The organism is Janthinobacterium sp. BJB301 (genome assembly GCF_002735685.1).
Lineage (GTDB): Bacteria > Pseudomonadota > Gammaproteobacteria > Burkholderiales > Burkholderiaceae_D > Janthinobacterium > Janthinobacterium lividum.
This window is the reverse complement of the sequence record NZ_PDZJ01000001.1, coordinates 1,619,182-1,640,260: the sequence shown is the minus strand read 5'-3', so window position 1 is coordinate 1,640,260 and position 21,079 is coordinate 1,619,182. Positions and strand designations below refer to the sequence as shown.

Annotated in this window: 21 protein-coding genes; 8 read left to right on the top strand and 13 right to left on the bottom strand. The window is 61.4% G+C overall.

The genetic code is table 11. The features are described 5' to 3' along the window. Nucleotides 1-2 precede the first annotated feature (2 nt). The 3 genes from CSQ91_RS07165 to CSQ91_RS07155 are packed head-to-tail and all read right to left on the bottom strand — an operon-like array spanning nt 3 to nt 5,600. A complete protein-coding gene (locus CSQ91_RS07165; protein ID WP_099387823.1) occupies nt 3-1,193 on the bottom strand; it encodes a hybrid sensor histidine kinase/response regulator in 1,191 nt (396 codons plus the stop codon). Continuing rightward, nucleotides 1,190-2,068: a CheR family methyltransferase gene (locus CSQ91_RS07160; protein ID WP_099387822.1), complete on the bottom strand. Its 879-nt coding sequence runs from the start codon at nt 2,066-2,068 to the stop codon at nt 1,190-1,192. The genes CSQ91_RS07165 and CSQ91_RS07160 overlap by 4 nt, the downstream gene beginning before the upstream one ends. Before the next feature lie 55 nt (nt 2,069-2,123). Beyond that, the gene (locus CSQ91_RS07155) at nt 2,124-5,600 is read right to left on the bottom strand and encodes a response regulator (protein ID WP_099388600.1); all 3,477 of its coding nucleotides are present in this window, start codon (nt 5,598-5,600) and stop codon (nt 2,124-2,126) included. Between the two features lie 283 nt (nt 5,601-5,883). Between CSQ91_RS07155 and CSQ91_RS07150 the strand changes: the two genes are divergently transcribed. Next, on the top strand, nt 5,884-6,336 hold the full coding sequence (locus CSQ91_RS07150) for an Hsp20/alpha crystallin family protein (protein ID WP_099388599.1): 453 nt from the start codon (nt 5,884-5,886) through the stop codon (nt 6,334-6,336). Nucleotides 6,337-6,433: 97 nt separating this feature from the next. Here the strand turns inward: CSQ91_RS07150 and CSQ91_RS07145 are convergent, their stop codons facing one another. Then, nucleotides 6,434-7,780 carry an MFS transporter gene (locus tag CSQ91_RS07145; RefSeq protein WP_070279896.1) on the bottom strand — a complete coding sequence of 449 codons (1,347 nt, stop codon included), beginning with the start codon at nt 7,778-7,780 and terminating at the stop codon, nt 6,434-6,436. A gap of 217 nt (nt 7,781-7,997) precedes the next feature. On the opposite strand from CSQ91_RS07145, the gene cyoA reads away from it, so the two are divergent. The 7 genes from cyoA (at nt 7,998) to CSQ91_RS07110 (ending at nt 14,787) form a co-directional block, all read left to right on the top strand. Next, nucleotides 7,998-8,981 (top strand): ubiquinol oxidase subunit II, encoded by a 984-nt coding sequence (gene cyoA, locus CSQ91_RS07140; protein WP_071653323.1) that lies wholly within the window; start codon nt 7,998-8,000, stop codon nt 8,979-8,981. Nucleotides 8,982-9,065: 84 nt separating this feature from the next. Beyond that, a complete protein-coding gene (gene cyoB / locus CSQ91_RS07135; RefSeq protein ID WP_070253477.1) occupies nt 9,066-11,069 on the top strand; it encodes a cytochrome o ubiquinol oxidase subunit I in 2,004 nt (667 codons plus the stop codon). Further along, nucleotides 11,062-11,700, top strand: coding sequence for a cytochrome o ubiquinol oxidase subunit III (gene cyoC / locus CSQ91_RS07130; protein WP_034788486.1), 639 nt, complete (start codon nt 11,062-11,064; stop codon nt 11,698-11,700). Before cyoB ends, cyoC begins: the two co-directional genes overlap by 8 nt. Beyond that, complete coding sequence (cyoD, locus tag CSQ91_RS07125; protein ID WP_034788483.1) at nt 11,697-12,083, top strand: cytochrome o ubiquinol oxidase subunit IV; 387 nt, start codon at nt 11,697-11,699, stop codon at nt 12,081-12,083. The genes cyoC and cyoD overlap by 4 nt, the downstream gene beginning before the upstream one ends. Next, entirely contained in the window at nt 12,080-12,928 is an 849-nt protein-coding gene (locus tag CSQ91_RS07120; protein WP_099387821.1) for an SURF1 family protein, read from the top strand. Before cyoD ends, CSQ91_RS07120 begins: the two co-directional genes overlap by 4 nt. Then, nucleotides 12,912-14,261, top strand: coding sequence for an ATP-binding protein (locus CSQ91_RS07115; RefSeq protein WP_034788477.1), 1,350 nt, complete (start codon nt 12,912-12,914; stop codon nt 14,259-14,261). Before CSQ91_RS07120 ends, CSQ91_RS07115 begins: the two co-directional genes overlap by 17 nt. After that, nucleotides 14,251-14,787, top strand: coding sequence for a response regulator transcription factor (locus tag CSQ91_RS07110; RefSeq protein WP_034788474.1), 537 nt, complete (start codon nt 14,251-14,253; stop codon nt 14,785-14,787). The genes CSQ91_RS07115 and CSQ91_RS07110 overlap by 11 nt, the downstream gene beginning before the upstream one ends. 12 nt (nt 14,788-14,799) lie before the next feature. Here CSQ91_RS07110 and CSQ91_RS07105 read toward each other — a convergent pair whose 3' ends face one another. From CSQ91_RS07105 to CSQ91_RS07065, 9 genes are all read right to left on the bottom strand, one after another. Beyond that, the gene (locus CSQ91_RS07105) at nt 14,800-15,513 is read right to left on the bottom strand and encodes a hypothetical protein (protein ID WP_099387820.1); all 714 of its coding nucleotides are present in this window, start codon (nt 15,511-15,513) and stop codon (nt 14,800-14,802) included. A 154-nt stretch (nt 15,514-15,667) separates the two neighbouring features. Beyond that, nucleotides 15,668-16,240 (bottom strand): hypothetical protein, encoded by a 573-nt coding sequence (locus CSQ91_RS28565; protein WP_143450970.1) that lies wholly within the window; start codon nt 16,238-16,240, stop codon nt 15,668-15,670. Nucleotides 16,241-16,268: 28 nt separating this feature from the next. Then, the gene (locus CSQ91_RS07095) at nt 16,269-16,763 is read right to left on the bottom strand and encodes a GNAT family N-acetyltransferase (protein ID WP_099387818.1); all 495 of its coding nucleotides are present in this window, start codon (nt 16,761-16,763) and stop codon (nt 16,269-16,271) included. A gap of 97 nt (nt 16,764-16,860) precedes the next feature. Then, the gene (locus CSQ91_RS07090; RefSeq protein ID WP_099387817.1) at nt 16,861-17,196 is read right to left on the bottom strand and encodes a hypothetical protein; all 336 of its coding nucleotides are present in this window, start codon (nt 17,194-17,196) and stop codon (nt 16,861-16,863) included. Between the two features lie 23 nt (nt 17,197-17,219). Next, the gene (locus CSQ91_RS07085) at nt 17,220-17,585 is read right to left on the bottom strand and encodes a hypothetical protein (protein WP_099387816.1); all 366 of its coding nucleotides are present in this window, start codon (nt 17,583-17,585) and stop codon (nt 17,220-17,222) included. 25 nt (nt 17,586-17,610) lie between these two features. Then, on the bottom strand, nt 17,611-18,414 hold the full coding sequence (gene phnE, locus CSQ91_RS07080) for a phosphonate ABC transporter, permease protein PhnE (protein WP_070279629.1): 804 nt from the start codon (nt 18,412-18,414) through the stop codon (nt 17,611-17,613). Continuing rightward, the gene (locus tag CSQ91_RS07075; RefSeq protein WP_070279626.1) at nt 18,411-19,241 is read right to left on the bottom strand and encodes a PhnE/PtxC family ABC transporter permease; all 831 of its coding nucleotides are present in this window, start codon (nt 19,239-19,241) and stop codon (nt 18,411-18,413) included. The genes phnE and CSQ91_RS07075 overlap by 4 nt, the downstream gene beginning before the upstream one ends. Continuing rightward, entirely contained in the window at nt 19,235-20,047 is an 813-nt protein-coding gene (locus tag CSQ91_RS07070; protein ID WP_099387815.1) for a phosphonate ABC transporter ATP-binding protein, read from the bottom strand. Before CSQ91_RS07070 ends, CSQ91_RS07075 begins: the two co-directional genes overlap by 7 nt. A gap of 128 nt (nt 20,048-20,175) precedes the next feature. After that, a complete protein-coding gene (locus CSQ91_RS07065) occupies nt 20,176-21,066 on the bottom strand; it encodes a putative selenate ABC transporter substrate-binding protein (RefSeq protein ID WP_170846257.1) in 891 nt (296 codons plus the stop codon). Between the last annotated feature and the right edge of the window lie 13 nt (nt 21,067-21,079).

The window sequence follows — 21,079 nt, the reverse complement described above, 5'->3', positions numbered from 1 at the left end:
CCTCAGCTTCCGGCCAGCGGCAGGGTGACGCTGAACAGCGCGCCATTGCCGGGCTGGCTTTGCAGGGTGATGGCGCCGCCGTGCGCATCGACCAGCTGTTTGGTGATGAACAGGCCCAGGCCCAGGCCGCCAGTGCGGTCCTGGTGGATGACGCGTTCGAAGGCATCGAAAATGCGTTCCTGGTCGCGCGCGTTGATGCCGATGCCATGGTCGCGCACTTCGATGACGGCGCTGTTCTGCGTGTGCGCCAGGCTGATTTCCACAGGCTGGCCCTGGCCGTAGCGCACGGCATTGCTGATCAGGTTGACAACAATCTGCTCGACGCGGAAGGCATCCCAGAAACCCTGGATGGGTTCGAAGGCCAGCACTTCCAGCACGCTGCCCGTCGTGGCCGCATACGGCACCAGGTCGTCCGCCACCCGGCGCACGAGGCTGGTCAGGTCGACGGCTTCGCGGCGGATCGACAGCTTGCCGCTGGTGATGCGCGAGACGTCGAGCATGTCGTCGATCAGGCGCACCATGCTGCGGATTTGCCGCCCGTCGCGCGCCACCATCTTGCCCAGCTTTTCCGGTTCGAAGGCGGCCAGGTTGCCCCGTTCCAGGTTGACGGTGCGCATCTGCGTCTCGAGGAACAGCGTGTTCAGGGGCGTGCGCAGTTCGTGCGCCACCATGGACATGAATTCGTCGCGCAGGCGCAGCGAGCGCTGCAGTTCCGCCTGGGTGGCGCGCAATTCCTTCAGCAAGGCTTCCTGCTGCTGGCGGCTGTACTCGAGCGCCTGCACCTGGCGCCGCGTTTCGCTGCGCTGCTGGTGCAGGGCAACGAACACATTGACCTTGCTTTGCACGGCATTGATGTCGAGCGGTTTGTGCAGGAAGTCGACGGCGCCGCTTTCATAGCCCTGGAAGGAAAAATTCATTTCCTTGCCGGCCGCCGTGACGAAGACGATGGGGATATGGCGCGTTTTTTCCGTGCCGCGCATCAATTGCGCCAGCTCAAAGCCATCCATTTCCGGCATCTGCACGTCGAGGATGGCCAGCGCGAAATCGTGCTCCAGCAGCAGGGCCAGCGCTTCTTCGCCCGAGGATGCCTGGTAGACGCTGCGGTCGCTCTCGCGGATCAGCGCATTGAGCGCGCGCAAGTTTTCCGGCAAATCGTCGACGATCAGCAGTTTGGTGCTTGTTTCATTCATCATGTTTCATTCCTGGCATGGCTTTGCCGTCCAGCGTAGTGGGAAGCAGCGTGCGACGGCGCACGCTTGCGGTAGAGCTTTTCGGGACCCGGCAATGGCTCGAAGTCGGCGGCAAAGCGGGTGAAATGCGTGCTTTCCTTGCTGCCCAGGCCCAGGAAACCCCGGTGGCACAGCGAGTCGTGGAACAGGCCCAGGGCCCGTTCCTGCAAGGTTTTGTTGAAGTAAATCAGCACGTTACGACAGCAAATCAATTGCGTTTCAATAAAAACACTGTCCGTGGACAGGCTGTGGTCGGCAAAGTTGATCCTGCCGAGCAGGTGCTGCTGGAAACGCGCAGTGACATGCTCGACCGTGTAATAGTCGGCCAGCTGGCCCAGGCCGCCGGCAGCCAGGTAGTTGGCGCCATATTCATCGAGCCGGTGCAGCGGATAGACGCCGCGCGCTGCCGTGGCCAGTGCTTGCGGATTGATGTCCGTGGCGTAAATCGTGCTGCGTTCAAGCAAGCCTTCCTCGTGCAGCACGATGGCCAGCGACAGCGCCTCTTCGCCCGTGCAGCAGCCGGCCACCCAGATCGTCGGCGACGGGTAGGTTTTCAGTACGGGCACGACCTGTTCGCGCAAGGCAAGAAAAAACGCCGGGTCGCGGAACATTTGCGTGACCGGTACAGTCAAAATCTGCAGCAGCTTGCCAAAGGCGGTCGCATCGCCGAGCACCAGCTGTTGCAATGCAGGCAAGTCGGCGCAATGGAAGCGTTCGAGCGCCTGATTCAGGCGGCGCCGCTGCGAGGGCAGCGAGTAGTCGCGAAAATCATAGCTGTAGCGCTGATAGATCGCTTCCATCAGCGCCTGCAGTTGCGCATCCGTGTAACGCAGCGACATCAGTGATGCTCCAATCGATGGCGCAGCAGAGGCCGGTGGCGCAGGCGATGTTGCATCAGATGCGTTCCATCTTCGGCATCCATACGCGCAGCAGTGAATACAGGCGGTCCAGGTCGATTGGCTTGGCCAGGTAATCGGAGGCGCCCGCCTGCAGGCATTCTTCCTGGTCATTCTTCATGGCCTTGGCGGTAATCGCGATGATGGGCAGCTTGTTGTAGCGGCCGTCGGCGCGTATCAAGCGCGTCGCCTCCAGGCCATCCATGCCCGGCATCATGACATCCATCAACACGAGGTCGATATCGTCCACGCTGTTGAGCTTGCTGATGGCTTCGAAGCCGTTGCGGCCGATTTCCACCACCACGCCTTTCTGTTCCAGCGCATTCGTCAGGGCGAAGATATTGCGCACGTCGTCGTCCACCAGCAAAATCTTGCGCCCTTCAAAGACGCGTTCGCGGCTGCGCACCTGCTGCAGCATGCCCTGGCGCTCGCTCGACAGTTCGGACTCCACCTTGTGCAGGAAGAGGGTGACTTCGTCGAGCAGGCGCTCGGGCGAGCGGGCGCCCTTGATGATGATGGAACGCGAATACTTCATCAGGTCCGCTTCTTCTTCGCGGCTCAGGTTGCGGCCCGTGTAGACGATGACGGGCGGGAACGAGCACAGCTCTTCATGTTCCATGCGTTCGAGCAATTCGTTGCCCTGGATATCGGGCAGCTTCAAGTCGATGATCATGCAGTCGAAAATCTGCGTTTTCAGCAATTCCAGCGCTTGCTCGCCCAGGGCTACTGCCGTAATTTCCACGTCGTCGTCGCTGATCAGGTGCACCACGCTTTCACGCTGGCGTTCGTCGTCCTCGACCAGCAGGATGCGCTTCATTTTTTGCGTGAATTTCGATTCGAGCTTGCGGAACACTTCCTTCAACTGCTCGCGCGTGCGCGGCTTGGTGGCGTAGCCGATGGCGCCCAGCTGCATGGCTTCCTGGATCTGGTCGTTGCCGGAGACGATGTGCACGGGAATGTGGCGCGTCAGCGGGTTTTCCTTCAGCTGCTGCAAGACCAGCAAGCCCGGACGGTCCGGCAAGCCCATGTCTAGCAGGATGGCGTCGGGCAGGAATTCTTCCGCCAGGCGCAAGCCTTCGTCGGCGCCATGCGCCACCAGGCAGCGGTATTGCATTTCATGCGCGAGGTCGAACAGGATGCCGGCAAACGACGGCTCATCCTCGATCACCAGCACGGAACGCTGGCCGGTCTTGGCAGCCGGCACGCTATTCCTGTCATCCTGGAAGGTGGGCAGCGGGACTGGCTTGGCGGCGGGCGCCGCCTTGGGCGCGGCGGCCGCGGAGGGTGCTTGCGGCGCGGCCGTGGGTACGGCCGCCGCTACCACCGCGTGTTCCGGCATGGCGGCCGGCAGCACGAGGGTAAACGTGCTGCCCTGGCCTGGCGTGCTGGCCAGTTCGATGCTGCCGCCCAGCAAGGCTGCCAGGTCGCGCGAAATCGACAGGCCCAGGCCCGTGCCGCCATAGCGGCGGCTGGTGGTGCCGTCGGCCTGGTGGAAGGCGTCGAAAATCTTGTGCTGCTGGTCGCCGGCGATGCCGATGCCCGTATCCTGCACCTGGAAGCGCACCTGACCGGCCGCAGCGGTGCTTACGTGCAGCGATACCGTGCCCGCATCGGTGAATTTGATGGCGTTCGACAGCAGGTTTTTCAGGATTTGCTCGAGGCGCTGGCGGTCGCTGACGAATGACGGCGGAGCGTCCGGCGCCACCTTGACGTCAAAAACCAGTTTCTTTTGCTGCGCCTGGGCGCCAAACAGCATCCTCATGCTGCTGAGCAGCTCGTCGAAGGGCACGGTTTCCGGCGTCAGCTCCAGCTTGCCCGCCTCGACCTTGGAAATGTCGAGGATATCGTTGATAAGGGTGAGTAAGTCGTTGCCGGCCGAATAAATGGTTTGCGCAAACGTCACTTGCTCCGGCGTCAGGTTGCCGCTGGTATTGTCCGATAGCAGCTTCGACAGGATGAGCGAGCTGTTCAGCGGCGTGCGCAGCTCATGCGACATGTTCGCGAGGAATTCGGATTTATAACGGCTGGCCCGCTGCAATTCTTCCGCGCGGGCCTCCAGCTGGGCATGCGCCTCGCCGATGGCCATGTTTTTCTGGTCCAGCGACAGCGCCTGCACGGCCAGCTGCTCGTTCGACTGCTCCAGCGCCGCCTTTTGCTCTTCCAGGTGGGCTTGCGACTGTTCCAGCACGCGCGACTGCTCGCCCAGCTCTTCATTGGCCGTGCGCAGTTCTTCCTGCTGCACTTCCAGTTCTTCATTCAGTTGCTGGGTTTCTTCCAGCACATTTTGCAGGCGCTGGCGGTACAGGGCAGCTTCCAGCGAGGTGCCGACATTCGCGGCAATCAGGTTCAGCCATTCCTTGGCGCGGGCACTGACGGGATGCGTAAAGCCCAGTTCGATGACGCCGTTGACGGCGCCTTCATTGTTGACTGGTGTCAAGACCAGTTCCAGCGGCGTGCCGCGGCCCAGGCTTGACGTCACGGTCAGGTAATCGTCGGGCACTTGCCGTATATGCTTGAGGCGTTTTTCGCGCGCCGTCTCGCCCACCAGGCCTTCGCCCAGCTTGAAGACTTGCTTGTCCTTCACGCCCTGGTCGTTGAAGCCGTACACGGCCGTGCGGCGCAGGCTGCCATCCTCGTCGACGACGTACAGGGTGGCGATGGCCACGTCGAGGCGGTGCGCCAGGAAGTCCAGCACGTGGCGTCCCAGCTGCGGCAAGCCCAGCTGGCCGCTCGTATGCGCCGCCAGTTCCGTCTGCCCCGTGCGCAGCCAGGCTTGTTCCTGCAGCACGTCGTTGTCCTTGCCGCGCTGTTCGAGCGCATCGTTGTAGATATCGGACAGGCGCAGCAGTTCGCGCCGTCCCAGATAGGCCAGCAGGCCCGACAGTCCCAGGCTGAGGATGAGGAATACGACCACGGCCAGCATGGTGCGGCTTTCGGCCGTATCGGCCCGTTCCTGGCGCAGCCGCTGTTCCATCGACAGGAAGGCGAGGAATTCGCGGCGGATTTCGTCAAATTCCAGCTTGCCTTCTCCCTGGCGCACGCGCGCGAGGAATTCCTGGTTGCTGCGGCGCTGGGCGATCACGCCTTCGGCGTAATCGAGCCACTGGCCTTGCAGCGCGCGGATGCGGCGCAAGCGGTCCACCTGGATGGGACTGTCGGATACCAGTTCCAGCAGGGTGGTCATTTCGACGGCGATCTTCGCCTTGCCCGATTTATATGGCGCCAAAAACGTTTCGTCGCCCGTCAGCAAGTAGCCGCGCATGCCCGTTTCCAGGTCGACCGACAACTTCATGACTTCATTTGCATTGCCGATCACCCGTTCGGAATGCTCGACCGAGCGCAGGGCCGAGAGCAGGTAAGCGATGAGGGCGACAAACACGAGGGCCGTGATGACCCCGATGACCAGCGGCAAGGTGACATTGCGGGCGAGGATGCGGCGAAAGCTGAAGGAATCGATCGGGGTCTTGGTATTCATCATGTCCGTAAAGGCTGTCGCGAAAAAATCAATTTTAATTGAAATGCAAGCTTTCTGGTGGTCAAGCATAGCGTGCGCTAGCATAACAGCCTTGGGGACAATTTCCGACTTACAAGACTGTGCAAAGCGTGGTAGCGCACGGATGAAAGTCAAGGAAAAATCAAGTTGGCCTCGATTGAGACAGATCAACGAGATTGGCTGTTGCCATCCTAAGATGCAGGAGGTGGTGGCGTTCTTGCGGACGGCCGCCGTGTGCAAGCCAGAGCCCATGCAGGAGGACATCATGGCCAATCATTTGATACAGCGCGATGCGCTCAATCCCTTGGGGCGTTTTGACCCGTTCAGCGACATGGAAGACATGATGCGCGACTTTTTGTTGCCCGCCTTGCGCGCGCGCGACGTGGGCAATGGACGCATGCGTATCGACATTGCCGAAACCGAGCAAGCTTACCTGGTGCAGGCGGACATTCCAGGCGTCAACAAGGAAGACATCAAGGTCTCCATCGACGGCAACCGCGTCTCCATCAGCGCCGAACTCAAGAATGAAAGGGTGACGCGCGACGGCGGAGGCAAGGTCGTGCGCAGTGAACGCGAGTACGGCCAGCAATACCGTAGCTTCGTGCTGCAGCATGAAGTGGACGAGGCCTGCGCGCAGGCCCGCTATGAAAATGGCGTGTTGCTGCTCGATTTGCCGAAGAAGGAAGGCACGGGCGGGCGGCAGCTGGCGATACAGTAACACGGGCCGGGGCATGAAAAAACGCCGGACGGAGCCGGCGTTTTTTTGGAGGGCTGGGTGGCAGCGCGCTGCCACCCGGTTTGCCTCTATATATATGTCAGTCGCGGATTTCCAGCGCCCGGTTCAGGCTCAGGGCGGCCAGCGAGGCGACGGCGCCTGACAGCAGGTAGAAGCTGACATAGGCGAGGCCGAAGTTGGCCGACAGGCCCAGCGCCACCAGCGGGGCGAAGCCGGCGCCGACCAGCCAGGCCAGGTCGGACGTCAATGCCGCGCCCGTGTAGCGGAAGCGGGCAGGGAAGTTGGCCGTCACGGCGCCGGCTGCCTGGCCGTAGGACAAACCCAGCAGGCTGAAGCCAACAAGGATGAAGACATCCTGGCCGAAGTTGCCGCCACCCATCAGGGTCGGCACGAAGGCGCTGAATATGGCGATCAGCACGGCCAGCACGCCCAGGGTAGTGCGGCGGCCCACCTTATCGGCCAGCAAGCCGGAAATCACCACGCCGATGGCAGCCAGCACGGCGCCCATCATTTGCACTTGCAGGAAGTCAGAAGCGGAACGCGTCTGGTAGACGGAAATCCACGACAGCGGGAACACGGTCACCAGGTGGAACAGGGCGTAGCTGGCCAGCGCGGCGAGGGCGCCGATCAGCACGTTGCGGCCCTGGCCGCGGCTCATTTCAAACACGCTCACGGGCTGCAGTTCGCGTTCGTCCAGCAGGCGCGCATATTCATTCGTCGACACCAGGCGCAAGCGGGCAAACAGGGCCACCACGTTGATGGCGAACGCCACATAGAACGGATAGCGCCAGCCCCAGTCGAGGAAGTCTTCATCCGTCAGGGTGGTCAGCATGAACCAGAACAGGCCGGCGGCGATCAGGAAGCCGGTGGGCGCACCCAGCTGGCCCAGCATGGCGTACCAGCCGCGCTTGTTTTCCGGTGCGTTCAGGGCCAGCAGCGATGGCAGGCCATCCCACGAGCCGCCCAGCGCCACGCCCTGGCCGATGCGCAGCACGGACAGCCAGATGATGGCGGCAAAGCCCAGGTGCGAATAGGTTGGCAGGAAGGCGATGCCGGCCGTCGACACGCCCAGCAGGAAGAGGGCGATCGTCAGCTTGGCGCTGCGTCCCATGCGGCGCTGGATCTCCATGAAGATCACGGTGCCGAAGGGACGGGCGATGAAGGCGAACGAGAAAATCAGGAACGCATATAAGGTACCTTCCAGGCGTTCTTCAAATGGGAAGAAGACGCGCGGAAACACCAGCACCGAGGCGATGGCGTAGACAAAGAAGTCAAAGTATTCGGAAGCGCGGCCGATGATTACGCCGACGGCGATCTCACCAGGGTCGATATGCGATTCGACCGTGCCGGCCCCGCGTGCGTCGCGCAGGGAGTGGGGGGAAAAGTCGGCGGGTACATCCCCGCTGTGTGTGCGCGTGCTGGACATGATGATCGTCTCCAATATAGTTTCGAGTTCGGCCAACGCGTAACTTACTCCGGGTGTCTCACGCCCGGAGTAGGACTATTCATCAGGTAGCCGTAGGAAAACTCCGCGTCTACGCAGTGAAAGTCCGAGCAAGGGGTAGGACAAAACGTCCAATTGCCAACGCGCTCCAGTGAGAATACAGTACCATATCTTCATCCCCTGTACTGGACTTTCCTGTATGTTTTCATTAAAAGTTCGTCGCGGACTGCTTCTTTTACCTCTCGCATTGTTGGCTGGTTGCAATACGGTGGTACTGAATGCGTCTGGTGACATCGCAGTTCAGCAAGGCAATTTGATTGTCATCTCGACATTGCTGATGCTGTTGATTATCGTTCCGGTAATCGCCCTGACCCTGCTTTTCGCATGGCGCTATAGAAAAAACAACACCGCGGCCAAATACGAGCCGGACTGGGACCACTCGACTCGCCTCGAGCTGATCATCTGGGGCGCGCCCCTGCTGATCATCATCGTGCTGGGCCTGCTGACCTGGATCAGCACCCACACCCTCGATCCTTATCGTCCGCTGAGCCGTATCGACGCTAACCGTCCGATTCCTGCCAGCCACAAGCCGATGATCGTCGAAGTGGTGGCGCTGGACTGGAAATGGCTGTTCATCTATCCGGAGCAAGGCATCGCTTCCGTGAATGAACTGTACGCGCCCGTCGATCGTCCGATCCGCTTCAAGATCACCGCGTCGTCCGTCATGAACTCGTTCTTCATCCCCGCACTGGCAGGTCAGATCTACGCCATGCCGGGCATGGAAACGCAGTTGAATGCCGTCATCAACAAGCCTGGCGTCTACAAGGGCTTCTCCGCCAACTACAGCGGTGCCGGTTTCTCGGGCATGCGCTTCAAGTTCCACGGCGTGAATGATGCGGACTTCGACAAATGGGTGGCATCGGCACGTGCCGGTGGCGGCGCGCTGAACCGCGACGACTACCTGTCGCTGGCCCAGCCTAGCGAACGCGACCCGGTTCGCCGCTACAGCGCCGTACCTAGCGATCTGTACAAGGCAATCCTGAACCGCACCATCGTTTCCGACGCCCTGTGCGTGACGCCGGTCGAGCCATACAAATTGACGATGGCAAATAGCCCGGTAGCGGCCGTAACGGCAGTAGTCGCTAGCGATGCAGTAGTTGAAAAGGGCGTTCAAGCCAAGTAACGACTGCATGAATCCCGCAGCGCATTGCGCTGCAGATACTGGCGCCGCTTGCCTGGCGCCTCCCTTTTTTCTCTGAGAGTAACAATGCTAGACCATATTGATCTGACGAAGCTTATATTCGGCCGTCTGACTTGGGATGCAATTCCATTTCACGAACCTATCCTGCTGGTGACCTTTGCCATGGTTGCCCTGGGCGGTATCGCACTCGTTGCGGCACTGACGTATTTCCGCGTCTGGGGTACCCTGTGGCGCGACTGGATCACCAGTATCGACCATAAAAAAATCGGTATCATGTACATGATCCTGGGCCTCGTCATGCTGCTGCGCGGCTTTGCCGATGCGCTCATGATGCGCACCCAGCAGGCTGTCGCCTTTGGCGACAATGCCGGCTTCCTGCCACCGCATCACTACGACCAGATCTTCACCGCCCACGGCGTGATCATGATCTTCTTCGTCGCGATGCCTTTCGTGACGGGTCTGATGAACTACGTGGTGCCGCTGCAAATCGGCGCGCGCGACGTGGCTTTCCCATTCCTTAACAACTTCAGCTTCTGGATGACCACCATGGGCGCCGCCCTGGTCATGGCTTCGCTGTTCGTCGGCGAATTCGCCCGTACGGGCTGGCTGGCGTATCCACCGCTGTCGGGCATCGTCGGCAGTCCGGACGTGGGGGTAGACTATTACATCTGGTCCTTGCAGATTGCCGGGGTCGGGACACTATTGTCCGGTGTCAACCTGATCGCCACCATCGTCAAGATGCGCGCGCCAGGCATGACCTGGATGAAAATGCCCGTCTTCACCTGGACCGCACTGTGCACCAACATCCTGATCGTCGCCGCTTTCCCGGTGCTGACGGCTGTGCTGGCCATGCTGTCGCTGGACCGCGTTGCAGGCTTTAACTTCTTCACGACGGAACTGGGCGGCAACGCCATGATGTACGTCAACCTGATCTGGATCTGGGGCCACCCAGAGGTGTACATCCTGATCCTGCCACTGTTCGGCGTGTTCTCGGAAGTCGTCGCCACGTTCAGCAGCAAGCGTCTGTTCGGCTACGCCTCGATGGTGTACGCCACCTGCGTCATCATGATCCTGTCGTACCTGGTATGGCTGCATCACTTCTTCACCATGGGTTCGGGCGCCAGCGTCAACTCCTTCTTCGGCATCACGACGATGATCATTTCGATCCCGACGGGTGCGAAGATCTTCAACTGGCTGTTTACCATGTACCGCGGCCGTATCCGCTTCGAACTGCCCATGCTATGGACGATCGGCTTCATGGTCACCTTCACCATCGGCGGCATGACCGGCGTGCTGCTGGCCGTACCACCAGCTGACTTCGTATTGCATAACAGCCTGTTCCTGATCGCCCACTTCCATAACGTGATTATCGGCGGCGTGGTCTTCGGTGTATTCGCTGCGATCAACTACTGGTACCCGAAAGCCTTCGGCTACAAGCTCGACGCGTTCTGGGGCAAGTGCTCGTTCTGGTTCTGGTTCGTCGGCTTCTACCTGGCCTTCATGCCGCTGTACGTGCTGGGCCTGATGGGCGTGACCCGTCGTGTCAACCACTTTGAAGATCCATCGCTGCAAATCTGGACCATCATCGCCTGGTTTGGCGCCGTCTCGATCGCACTGGGTATCGCTTCCATGCTGATCCAGTTCTATGTCAGCTACCGCAACCGTCACGCCCTGCGCGACGTGACCGGCGACCCATGGGGCGGCCGTACGCTGGAATGGTCGACGTCGTCGCCACCGCCAGACTATAATTTCGCCTTCACGCCACAAGTGCACGAACTCGATGCATGGACTGACATGAAGAAACACGGTTACCAGCGTCCGACGTCCGGTTTCACGAAGATCCACATGCCGAAGAACACCTGGGCTGGTTTCGTGATCGCCGCACTGTCCGCACTGGTCGGTTTTGGCCTGATCTGGCAAATGTGGCTCGTCGCCAGCATTGGCTTCGTGATCATGATGGTCACCATCATCGTCCATACCTTTAACTACAAGCGCGATTACTACATTCCTGCGGAAGAAGTGGTCCGTACCGAAGACGCTTATACTAAATTGCTGAGCAGCCATGTCTGATACCATCGCCCATAACACCGGCGCCGCTGGCGCCGCACCAAGCACGCGCAGCTACTTTGTGCGCGAGCACCACCCGGAAAACGGCAGCCTGCTGGGTTTCTGGCTCTACCTGATGAGCGATTGCCTGATCTTCGCCTGTCTGTTCGCCACGTACGCCGTGGTCGGCCGCAGCTACGCGGACGGCCCGACGGGCGCCGCGCTGTTCGACCTGCCGCTGGTGGCCGTCAACACGGCCATGCTGCTGCTGTCGTCGATCACCTACGGTTTCGCCATGCTGGCCATGCAGCGCAAGCAATTGCGCAGCACCCTGGTCTGGCTGGGCATCACGGGCCTGTTCGGCCTGGCCTTCCTGTCGCTGGAAATGTATGAATTCATTCATCTGATCCACGAAGGCGCCGGTCCGCAGCGCAGCGCGTTCCTGTCGTCGTTCTTTGCACTGGTCGGTACCCACGGCTTGCACGTGACGTTCGGCGTGATCTGGCTCGTGACCTTGATGTTCCAGTTGAACAAGCATGGTCTGACCCCGGAAAACGGCCGTCGCATGATGTGTCTGTCGCTGTTCTGGCACTTCCTGGACGTCATCTGGATCGGCGTCTTCACCTTTGTCTACCTGATGGGAGTGCTGCCATGAGCGACCACCACACACACGGCGATAGCCACCACCATGACAACCACGATCATGGCAGCCTGAAAAGCTATGCCATCGGCTTCATCCTGTCGGTGATCCTGACGGCCATTCCTTTCTGGCTGGTGATGACGAAAGCCATCACCAACTCGGGCACCATGGGCCTGGTCCTGCTGGCGTTCGCGGCTGTTCAAGTGGTCGTGCACATGGTGTACTTCCTGCACATGAACACCAAGTCCGAAGGCGGCTGGAACATGATGGCGCTGATCTTCACGATCATGATCGTGGGCATTGCCATGGCCGGTTCCCTGTGGGTCATGTACCACATGAACCACAACATGATGCCGGATCTGATGCCTGAGTACATGCATACGAAAACGGCTCCATGATGAGTAATACGCGCCCAAGCAACACCGGGCGCGCCCCTGGCGCCGCATCGCAAGATGCCGCGCCAGGCCCACGCGGCATGGTCGTGCGGTATGCACTGGCCTTGCTGGCGGGGATCTTGTTTGCCGGTTTCTGTGCCCTGGGCACCTGGCAAGTCAAGCGCCTCTTCTGGAAGCTTGACCTGATCGAGCGCGTCGAACAACGCGTACATGCGCCCGCAACGGACGCACCTGGACCCGCAGCCTGGGCCAGTGTCACGCAGCAAACGGATGAATACCGCCATGTGCGACTCTCCGGAACGTATCTCCCCATTTTCAATACCCTGGTGCAGGCAACGACGGCACTGGGCAGCGGTTATTGGCTGATCACGCCATTGCGCCTGGCTGATGGCAGCACCGTGCTGGTCAACCGGGGCTTCGTGCCGAAACGCGAAGGCATCGCCGCCAGCACCCCGGCCGGCATCGTGCACGTCGACGGCTTGCTGCGCGTCAGCGAGACGGGCGGCGGTTTCCTGCGCGAAAACAGTCCTGCCACGCAGCATTGGTATTCGCGCGACGTGGCCGCCATCGGCGCCTCGCACATGCTGACCAATGTGGCGCCATATTTTGTCGATGCGAAGGAAAAATCGGAAACGGCCAGCGACGCCCCCGTGGGCGGCCTGACCGTGATTTCCTTCCACAACAACCATTTGGTTTACGCCTTGACGTGGTTTGCGCTGGCCCTGATGGTGGCCGGCATCACGTGGTGGATCGTGCGCGAAGACAAGCGCCGCCGCGCACGCAAGGCTGGCTTGTCCCAACAGCACCTTGATCAATCGCAAGAAAGCGACCATGCCGGGCAGGATTGAGATCCTGCCCAACCGCGAAGTCTTAGAGCGCGGTGCGGTGGCGGCCGAGATGGAACATCCGGCCGGCCACCAGAACATGAAGCTGCTGATCCAGCTGCGCTGGCTGGCCGTGATCGGCCAGATCAGCACGATCTTCGGCGTGGGCGTCGGGCTGGGCATCGCCTTGCCCGTGCCTTATATGCTCGAAGTGCTGTCCTGCCTCATCGCCTTCAATCTGGCCAGCCTCTTGCGCTGGCACGAACGACAGCCCGTCTCCAACACGGCCCTGTTCCTCGCTCTGCTGGTCGACGTCACCGTGCTGACGGCCCAGCTCTACCTGAGCGGCGGCATCAGCAACCCGTTCGCCTTCCTGTACTTACTGCAAGTCATCCTCAGCGCCGTCCTGCTGGAAGTGTGGTCGACGTGGATCATGGTGGCCATTACCAGCCTGTGCCTGGCCGGCCTGGCCTTGCTGCCCGGCCCCTTGATCTTGCCGATCGACCCCGAGCGGGGCTTTTCCAGCCTGTACGTGCAAGGCTTGCTGATCTGCTTCATTTTGAACGCCGCCTTGCTGGTGGTGTTCATCACGCGCATCAACCGCAACCAGCGCGCCGGCGACGCCAAGGTGGCCGACCTGCGCCAGCGCGCGGCGGAAGAGGAGCACATCATCCGCATGGGCCTGCTGGCCTCGGGCGCCGCGCACGAGCTGGGCACGCCGCTGGCGACCCTGTCCGTCATCCTCGGCGACTGGCGCCGCATGCCGGAGCTGAGCAAGAACAGCGAATTGCTGGAAGAAATCACGGAAATGCAGGCGCAGTTGCAGCGTTGCAAGAGCATCGTCAGCGGCATCTTGCTGTCGGCGGGCGAGGCGCGCGGCGAATCGTCCGTGAAAACGACGATCAATACCTTCCTCAACGACCTGGTCGACGAGTGGCGCACCAGCCGCCCGATCCAGGATTTCGAGTACGATAACCGCATCGAGCACGACGTGCCCGTCGTCTTCGATTCGACCCTGAAACAAACTATCTGCAATGTGCTCGACAATGCGCTGGAAGCGTCGCCCGAGTGGCTGCGCTTCGAAGCGACGCGCGAAGCGGACGCCTTGCACCTGGTCATTACCGATGCGGGTCCCGGCTTTGAGCCATCGATGCTGACGCACCTGGGCAAACCGTACCAAAGCAGCAAGGGCAAGCCCGGCGGCGGCCTCGGGCTGTTCCTGGTGGTCAATGTCGCGCGTACCCTGGGCGGCACGGTGACGGCGCGCAACAGGGTGCAGGGCGGGGCGGTGGTGCACCTGGCCTTGCCGCTGGCGGCCATCAAACTGGAAAGAGAAAGCGACCACCATGCAGGATGACCGTCTGTTACTGATCGTGGAAGACGACGCCGCGTTTGCCCGCACCCTGGGCCGCTCGTTCGAGCGGCGCGGCTACCAGGTCATCCTGGCCACCAATTTCGATGAAGCGAGCGCCTTGCTCGAGCAGCATTGCCCCGACTACGCCGTCGTCGATCTGAAGTTGAATGGCAATACATCGGGTCTGGCCTGCGTGCAGATGCTGCACCAGCACGACCCGGAAATGCTGATCGTCGTGCTGACGGGTTACGCCAGCATCGGCACGGCCGTCGAAGCCATCAAGCTGGGCGCCTGCCAGTACCTGGCGAAACCGTCGAACACGGACGACATCGAAGCGGCCTTCGGCCATGTGGCCGGCAACGCCGATATCGAACTGACCAACCGCGCCACCAACATCAAGACCCTGGAATGGGAACGCATCCACGAAATGCTGGCCGAGACGGATTTCAATATCTCGGAAACGGCAAGACGGCTGGGCATGCACCGGCGCACCCTGGCCCGCAAGCTGGAAAAGCAGCGGGTCAAATAGCCCCAGCGCGGCCTAATCGTTGTCGAATGTCAATTCGAGCACGCTGTCATCGCTCCAGTCCTGCTCCCGCAGCGGCGGCGTAAACGACGAGCCGCTGAAGGGCACGGGCGCGCTCTTGCCGTTGAAACTGACCGTTGCCGCCGTGATGCGCCGCGGCTCGGAAAAGCTGTAGGTTCCCTTTTGCGACACGAAATTGCACGGGCCGCCCAATGCGCTCATTGTCGTGCGCATGGCGAAAGGCAAGGTTTCCTTGTCGATGGCCCAATGCACTTCGCACGCCAGCCGCAAGTCGCCCAGACGGCGCAGCGTGTCGCTGGTTTCGGCGCTCCTGACGTACGGTATCCACCTGACCGACCCCGCCTTGCGGTTCACGGTCAACTCGGCCTTCTCATACAGCGGACCCGGCTCGACGGGTAAGCTGAAGATATTGCGCTCCCCTAGCGGTATCGCCATGCCGGCCTCGTCGCTTTCCAGCCGCAGCGCGATGGCGTGCATGTCGACATCGGCACGGCGCGGTTCCAGGATGAAGCGCAATTCGGCGCCAGGCGCGAGCGCATGTTTTTCCTCGAAGCGCTTGACGCCCTTGAGCATGGCACTGTAGGGCTTCCAGTCCGGATCCCGGATGCCTTTGACGTTGACGGACGCCGCCGCATCCTGCCCGGATGGTTCCACGGCCTGATCGGTATCCGCATACGCCTGCACCGCTGCGCCGTATAAACACAGCAAAAGACCAGCTCTTTGAATTGCATGCATACGCCATCTTTCTACTTATCAATGAAAACGTGAGTGTAAAAAAAACACAGATGCGGGCAGGTTTTTAAGATGGACTGTCAATCGGGATGAATGGACTGCTTGAAACCGCTGTTTTGCAGCTGAGTAATCAATGATGGATGGCCGTCACGGCGAAGCCCGACGTGACCAGCACTTCATGTTCATATGCACCCAGATGGCCATAATGACCTTGTGGACTCAGATAGCCGGCGATATGCACGCGAGGCTGCTCATGTGTTGAATTGGGCGCCGTGAGGCCGACCTCCCGCCAGGCAACGCCGCCGAAGGAGTCCAGCCACCAAGCGCCGGCGCCGGCATCGGCCGCTTGGAAAACGCTCCTTTCGAAGCCCCGCGACCAGATGCCTTCGCGCTCGACGGGAAGGTAGCCATAGCCTGCCATGATCGCGTCCCGTCCGGAAGGATGATCGCGCCAATAGCGCTGGCCATTCGTGTAGGCATCGCGCATGGCGGCTGATTGCGTCACAATCCCGCCCGATGGATGAATCAAACCTTGAAAGAACCACTGCGCATATTCGGCTTGCAGCGCGGGGGATTGTTTATCCGCTGCCTGCGTCTGAGCGAAAGCGCTGGCGTAGTCAAGAACGACGGCGGGAATGTCGGCTGCGCTCGCCTGTCCGGCAAGTACACTGAAGATCAGGAATGTAGAAATTGCTCGTCTCATCGCGTTTCATCTTTCCGTTTGTTAATACCTATGCGGGATTCCGCCACGCCATCTTCTGCACCCGGATATGCGGATGGCTTTCCAGCGCTTCCCATTCCGGTAAAAAGACAAAGCCCTGTTTCTGGTAAAACGCGGCCGCGCGGGTGTTCTCCGGCGCCACGTCGAGCACCAGCCGCCCGTGGCCGTTGCCGACGGCGCATTGTTTCACGGCATCGACCAGTCCTTGCGCCACGGCCAGGCCCCGATACTCGGGATGTACCCACATGGCGATCAGATGACACTCGCCATCGCCGGCCACCACTTGCGCGGCCAGGCCGATGGGCTGTGCTCCATGGAAGGCAAGGAAAAACGTGCGCTGCGGCGTGCTGACGGCGCGTTGCTGCCAGTCCTCATCGGAAAAGCCGGCCGCGCTGGCGTGGCTGGCGCCGAAAGCGGTGGGGGCGTCGAGCAGGGCGGCCAGGCGGGTGGCTTTCAGCGCCGGCCAGTCGCTGGCGATGGTGGGGCGGATGATAATGTTGTTCAAACCTTCAGGATTCCTTCTACGACAAGGTCAGTGATTAATGTATTTGGCAATATTGACAGTATCGCTGCTCCGTTTGCAGACGCTCCCACTATTTTGCTCACGCCGGGTTGTATATCCTCCCGGACAGTTCCAGCAGCGCCTTGGCCTGGGCTACCACCAGCAAACCCGCCCGGTAAAAGGCGTCTGAGGAGGAGTTGACGTCGTCGACCAGCACTTCCATGATCCATATGCCGCTGCTTGCCAGGTACTGGGGAAAAGCATCGTTCATGCCCTCGTGCAAGCCTTGCAGGATGGCGGCCTGGTATTCCTCGGGACACGCCACCTTCCAATGGATGCCTGCTACCTGATTGTCATGAAATTGAATGCGCAATCCTGCCGCGCGGAAGCGTCCGCCCAGGTGCTGGCTGAACCAGGCGAGGTGTTCTATCTGCAAGGGAGTCTTGCTTCGCGGACTCGTCACGACTGGTCCCACACTTCAATGCTCAGCAGTTGCCCGCGTTCGCACGCGGCGATACGCTGCGGATGCACGGTGATGCTGCCGGGCCAGCCCGTCAGCGTATCTTGCGGAAATTCACCTTCCTGCGCCTCGGCAATGCCCGCCTGCAGCAGGGGAACGATGACGTCGGCCGAAGCCGTGTAGCGGTTGGGAAAGCCGTTGAAGGCCAGCTGGGTCGCCTTGCCTTGTGCGCACAATTGCGCGATCCAGTCGGCGCCGAACAGGCCTGCTTCCCAGGTGGCAAGAAATGCGTCCTTGTTGACTTTCGTCATGTCGGCCATCTGTTCCGGCGTTTCTGTCGAGATAATGGTCCACCAGCCTGACATGGGCGTTCCTTGTGAAAAGTTAAATTTAACGGGTCATGGCGCGGCGCAGCAGGTAGCTGAGGCCATCGACGGCGGCCACCATCAGCAGCATGGCGATGATGACGGTGGCGGCGTTCTGCATCTGGAACAGCGACAGATGGTATTTCAGCATCTGCCCCAGGCCGCCCGCACCGACGACGCCGAGGATGGCGGCGGCGCGGATATTGTTTTCCCAGCGGTACAGGGTGTAGGACATCATTTGCGGGCTGCATTGCGGCAAGGTCGCGTACAGGAAGGCCACGGCGGGGCGCGCGCCGTTGATGCGCAAGGTGGCCGCCGGCAGGGGCGGGCAATTCTCGAAGGCGTCGGCAAACAAGCGGCCCAGCACGCCCACCGTGTGCAGGGCCAGCGCCAGGGTGCCGGCGAACGGGCCCAGGCCGGCGGCGATCAGCAGGATCGACGCCCACACCAGTTCCGGGATAGAGCGCAGCACATTCAACACGCCACGCGTCGCGTTGCGCGCCACATTGCCGAAACGCCCGCTGGCGGGCAGGGCCAGCAGCGCGCCCAGTACTGCCGCGATCACCGTGCCGATGGCCGACATGGCCAGGGTCTCGAACGTGGCGACGCCGACCTTCATGAGGAAGGGGCTGGCCAGTTCGGGTGGGGCGAAACCGTGCAGGAAGTCGGCGCTCGTGCGCACGGCGTCGGCGCTGAAGAACTCGCCCCATTTCAGGGGCAGGGTGGCGAAGCTGGCAATGACCAGCAGCACCAAGCCGGCCAGCAAGGCCCAGGTCGACCAGCGCACGGGAGCAGGCGCGGGCAGCGCGGCGAAATGCTGATGCTTCATGCCAGCCTCCGGCGCAGCATGGCGGACACGGCGTCGGCGCCCGCCACCAGCAGCACGAAGACCATCAGCATGGTGGCCAGTTCACTGCCCGCCATCATCTTCATCGACTCATCCATGCGCTGGCCCAGGCCGCCCGCGCCGACAAATCCCATGACGACGGAGCCGCGGATCGCGCATTCCCAGCGGTAAATCGTGTACGACACCAGTTCGGCGGCCGACTCGGGCAAGGCGCCGTACAGCAAGGCCTTCAATCTGCCGCTGCCATTGTGAAGCAGGGCGTTGCAGGCGGACGCATCCGACGATTCAAGGATTTCCGCGTACACCTTGCCCAGCATGCCGCAATAGGTGAGGGCAATGGCGATGACGCCCGCCGTCGGACCCAAGCCAACTATGCGCACCAGCAACAAGGCCCAGACCAGTTCCGGCACGCTGCGCAGCAGCACCAGCAGCGCGCGCACGCAATGGCGCAAGGCGGCGGCAAGCGGTGAAACGGTACCACTGCCGATGCGCGAAATCGACAGGCGCTCCGTCACCAGCAGGGTCAGCGGGATGGCACCCAGCATGGCCAGCGCCATGCCGGCCGTGGCCATGGCAATGGTTTCCCAGCTGGACACCGCCACCAGTTGCAGGAATTCCAGCGAGTGGGCCGGCGGCACGAAGCTGGCAAGGAATTGCCAGGTGGCTGCCAGGCTTTGCGCATCCCATAAGATCCACGGCTTGAACTCGGCCTGCACCAGCATCGGCCACAGCACGAGCAGCACGATGGCGGCGCCGGTCAGGCGGCCGCGCCAGGCGGGGTCGCGGGGGATGGCGGTGCTCTTCAGCAAAGGGGCCTCGCGGCATCCAGATTCGTTTCCACGGCCTCGAACTGCGGCGCGGGATCGGCCTTGTTGCGGTACAGCTCGGCGATCATGGCGTCGCTGACCTGGGCGCCAGGCAGGTCGAAGACGATCTTGCCATCGCGCAGGGCGACGATGCGCGTAAAGCAGGCGCGGGCGATTTCCACCTGGTGCAGGCTGCAGATCAGCGTGGCGTTGCGCGCCTGCGCTTCGGCCTGCAGCACATGGATTGTCTGCAAAGCGAGTGTGGGGTCGAGCGCGGACAAGGGTTCGTCGACGAGGAAGACTTCCGCATCCGACACCAGCGCGCGCGCCATGCCGCAGCGCTGGCGTTCGCCGCCGGACAGGCGGTCGACACGCGCATACAGTTTGTCCTGCAGGTTGAACTTGCCCAGGGCTACCCACGCGGCGCGCGGGTCGACTGGCGCCAGCAGCGAACGGATGGCCGTCCACAAGCTCCATTGCGGCAAGCGTCCCGCCAGCACGGCGTTGACGACGCGCTGGCGCGGCGGCAAGGGTGGCGTTTGCGGCGCCAGGAACAGGCGCGCGCGCAAGGCATGTCGCTCGGCGCTGCCGATTTGCCAGGGAGAAGTACCGAGGATGTCCAAGGTGCCGGATTCGGGACGCAGCGCGCACGCCAGCGTGTGCAGCAGGCTGGTCTTGCCGGCGCCAGACGGGCCGATCAGGGCGATCTGTTCACCCTGGGCCACGTCCAGGTCCAGGTCGCGCAGGGCCAGCGCATTGCCGACGGCGCCCGCGTGTTGGACGCTGACCTTGTGAAGTTGGAATGTCATGCTTGAGAAATCAGTAGGTCGGATTAGGCCGCAGGCCGTAATCCGACAACATTGTTGGCATTATTGCCTGTGTCGGATTACGCGGCTTCGCCGCTAATCCGACCTACGGTAAAACGCGTCGATGCAAGTTACTTCAACAACTTCGCATCGCGCGCGGCCGCTTCGATATCCTTGTAGTTCTCGGCCTTGGTCGGGATGAACTTGGTGGCGCGTTGCAGTTCGAGGATTTCCTTGCCTTCGGCCGTCGCTGGGTCCAGCGCCAGGAAGGCGTCCGTCAGCTTTTTGCGCACGACGGGGTTCATGTCGGCGCGCACGCTCCAGTTATAGTCGTAGTAGCCCGGTGTCGTGTAGAACACGCGCACCTTGCTTGGATCGACTTTTTTCGCTTCCACCAGTTTTTCCCATACGGAAATGTTCAAGGTACCCGCATCGACCTTGCCGCCGGCCACTGCCGCCACGGTGGCGTCATGCGCGCCGGAAAACGCGATGCGCTTCATGTCCGTGTCCGGATTGATCTTGGCGGCCAGCAGGTAGTAGCGCGGCATCAAGTGGCCGGACGTCGACGATTCCGAGCCGAAGGTGAAATTCTTGCCTTTCAGGTCGGACAACTGGTTGATGTCCTTGCTGGTGGTCACAAACACGGAGCGGAACTTCGTGTCTTCTTCGCGCTGCACCAGCGGGACGATCTTGCCGCCGCTGCGCACGTTCGCTTGCACGAAGGTAAAACCGCCGAACCAGACCATGTCGAGCTTGTTATTGATCAAGCCTTCCACAGAGGCAGCGTAATCGGTGACAGGCGTGAATTCCACCTTCATGCCCAGCTTTTTCTCCAGATAGCTGCCCAGCGGCTTGAACTTGCGCTGCAATTCCGTCGGCGCTTCATCGGGAATGGCGGACACGCGCAACACTTGCTGCGCCTGCGCCAGGCCGCTGTGGATGGCCAGGGTGGCGGCGACGGTGGCCAGGATGGCGGGGAATTTGGAAAATGAGTTGGAAAATGAGTTGGAGAATGTGGTCATGGGACTGCCTTTG

Excerpts from the sequence above, each read along its gene's own strand:
- CSQ91_RS07165 (WP_099387823.1), bottom strand. The coding sequence starts at position 1,193 with ATGATGAATGAAACAAGCACCAAACTGCTGATCGTCGACGATTTGCCG.
- CSQ91_RS07160 (WP_099387822.1), bottom strand. The coding sequence starts at position 2,068 with ATGTCGCTGCGTTACACGGATGCGCAACTGCAGGCGCTGATGGAAGCG.
- CSQ91_RS07155 (WP_099388600.1), bottom strand. The coding sequence starts at position 5,600 with ATGAATACCAAGACCCCGATCGATTCCTTCAGCTTTCGCCGCATCCTC.
- CSQ91_RS07150 (WP_099388599.1), top strand. The coding sequence starts at position 5,884 with ATGGCCAATCATTTGATACAGCGCGATGCGCTCAATCCCTTGGGGCGT.
- CSQ91_RS07145 (WP_070279896.1), bottom strand. The coding sequence starts at position 7,780 with ATGTCCAGCACGCGCACACACAGCGGGGATGTACCCGCCGACTTTTCC.
- cyoA (WP_071653323.1), top strand. The coding sequence starts at position 7,998 with ATGTTTTCATTAAAAGTTCGTCGCGGACTGCTTCTTTTACCTCTCGCA.
- cyoB (WP_070253477.1), top strand. The coding sequence starts at position 9,066 with ATGCTAGACCATATTGATCTGACGAAGCTTATATTCGGCCGTCTGACT.
- cyoC (WP_034788486.1), top strand. The coding sequence starts at position 11,062 with ATGTCTGATACCATCGCCCATAACACCGGCGCCGCTGGCGCCGCACCA.
- cyoD (WP_034788483.1), top strand. The coding sequence starts at position 11,697 with ATGAGCGACCACCACACACACGGCGATAGCCACCACCATGACAACCAC.
- CSQ91_RS07120 (WP_099387821.1), top strand. The coding sequence starts at position 12,080 with ATGATGAGTAATACGCGCCCAAGCAACACCGGGCGCGCCCCTGGCGCC.
- CSQ91_RS07115 (WP_034788477.1), top strand. The coding sequence starts at position 12,912 with ATGCCGGGCAGGATTGAGATCCTGCCCAACCGCGAAGTCTTAGAGCGC.
- CSQ91_RS07110 (WP_034788474.1), top strand. The coding sequence starts at position 14,251 with ATGCAGGATGACCGTCTGTTACTGATCGTGGAAGACGACGCCGCGTTT.
- CSQ91_RS28565 (WP_143450970.1), bottom strand. The coding sequence starts at position 16,240 with ATGAGACGAGCAATTTCTACATTCCTGATCTTCAGTGTACTTGCCGGA.
- CSQ91_RS07085 (WP_099387816.1), bottom strand. The coding sequence starts at position 17,585 with ATGTCAGGCTGGTGGACCATTATCTCGACAGAAACGCCGGAACAGATG.
- phnE (WP_070279629.1), bottom strand. The coding sequence starts at position 18,414 with ATGAAGCATCAGCATTTCGCCGCGCTGCCCGCGCCTGCTCCCGTGCGC.
- CSQ91_RS07070 (WP_099387815.1), bottom strand. The coding sequence starts at position 20,047 with ATGACATTCCAACTTCACAAGGTCAGCGTCCAACACGCGGGCGCCGTC.
- CSQ91_RS07065 (WP_170846257.1), bottom strand. The coding sequence starts at position 21,066 with ATGACCACATTCTCCAACTCATTTTCCAACTCATTTTCCAAATTCCCC.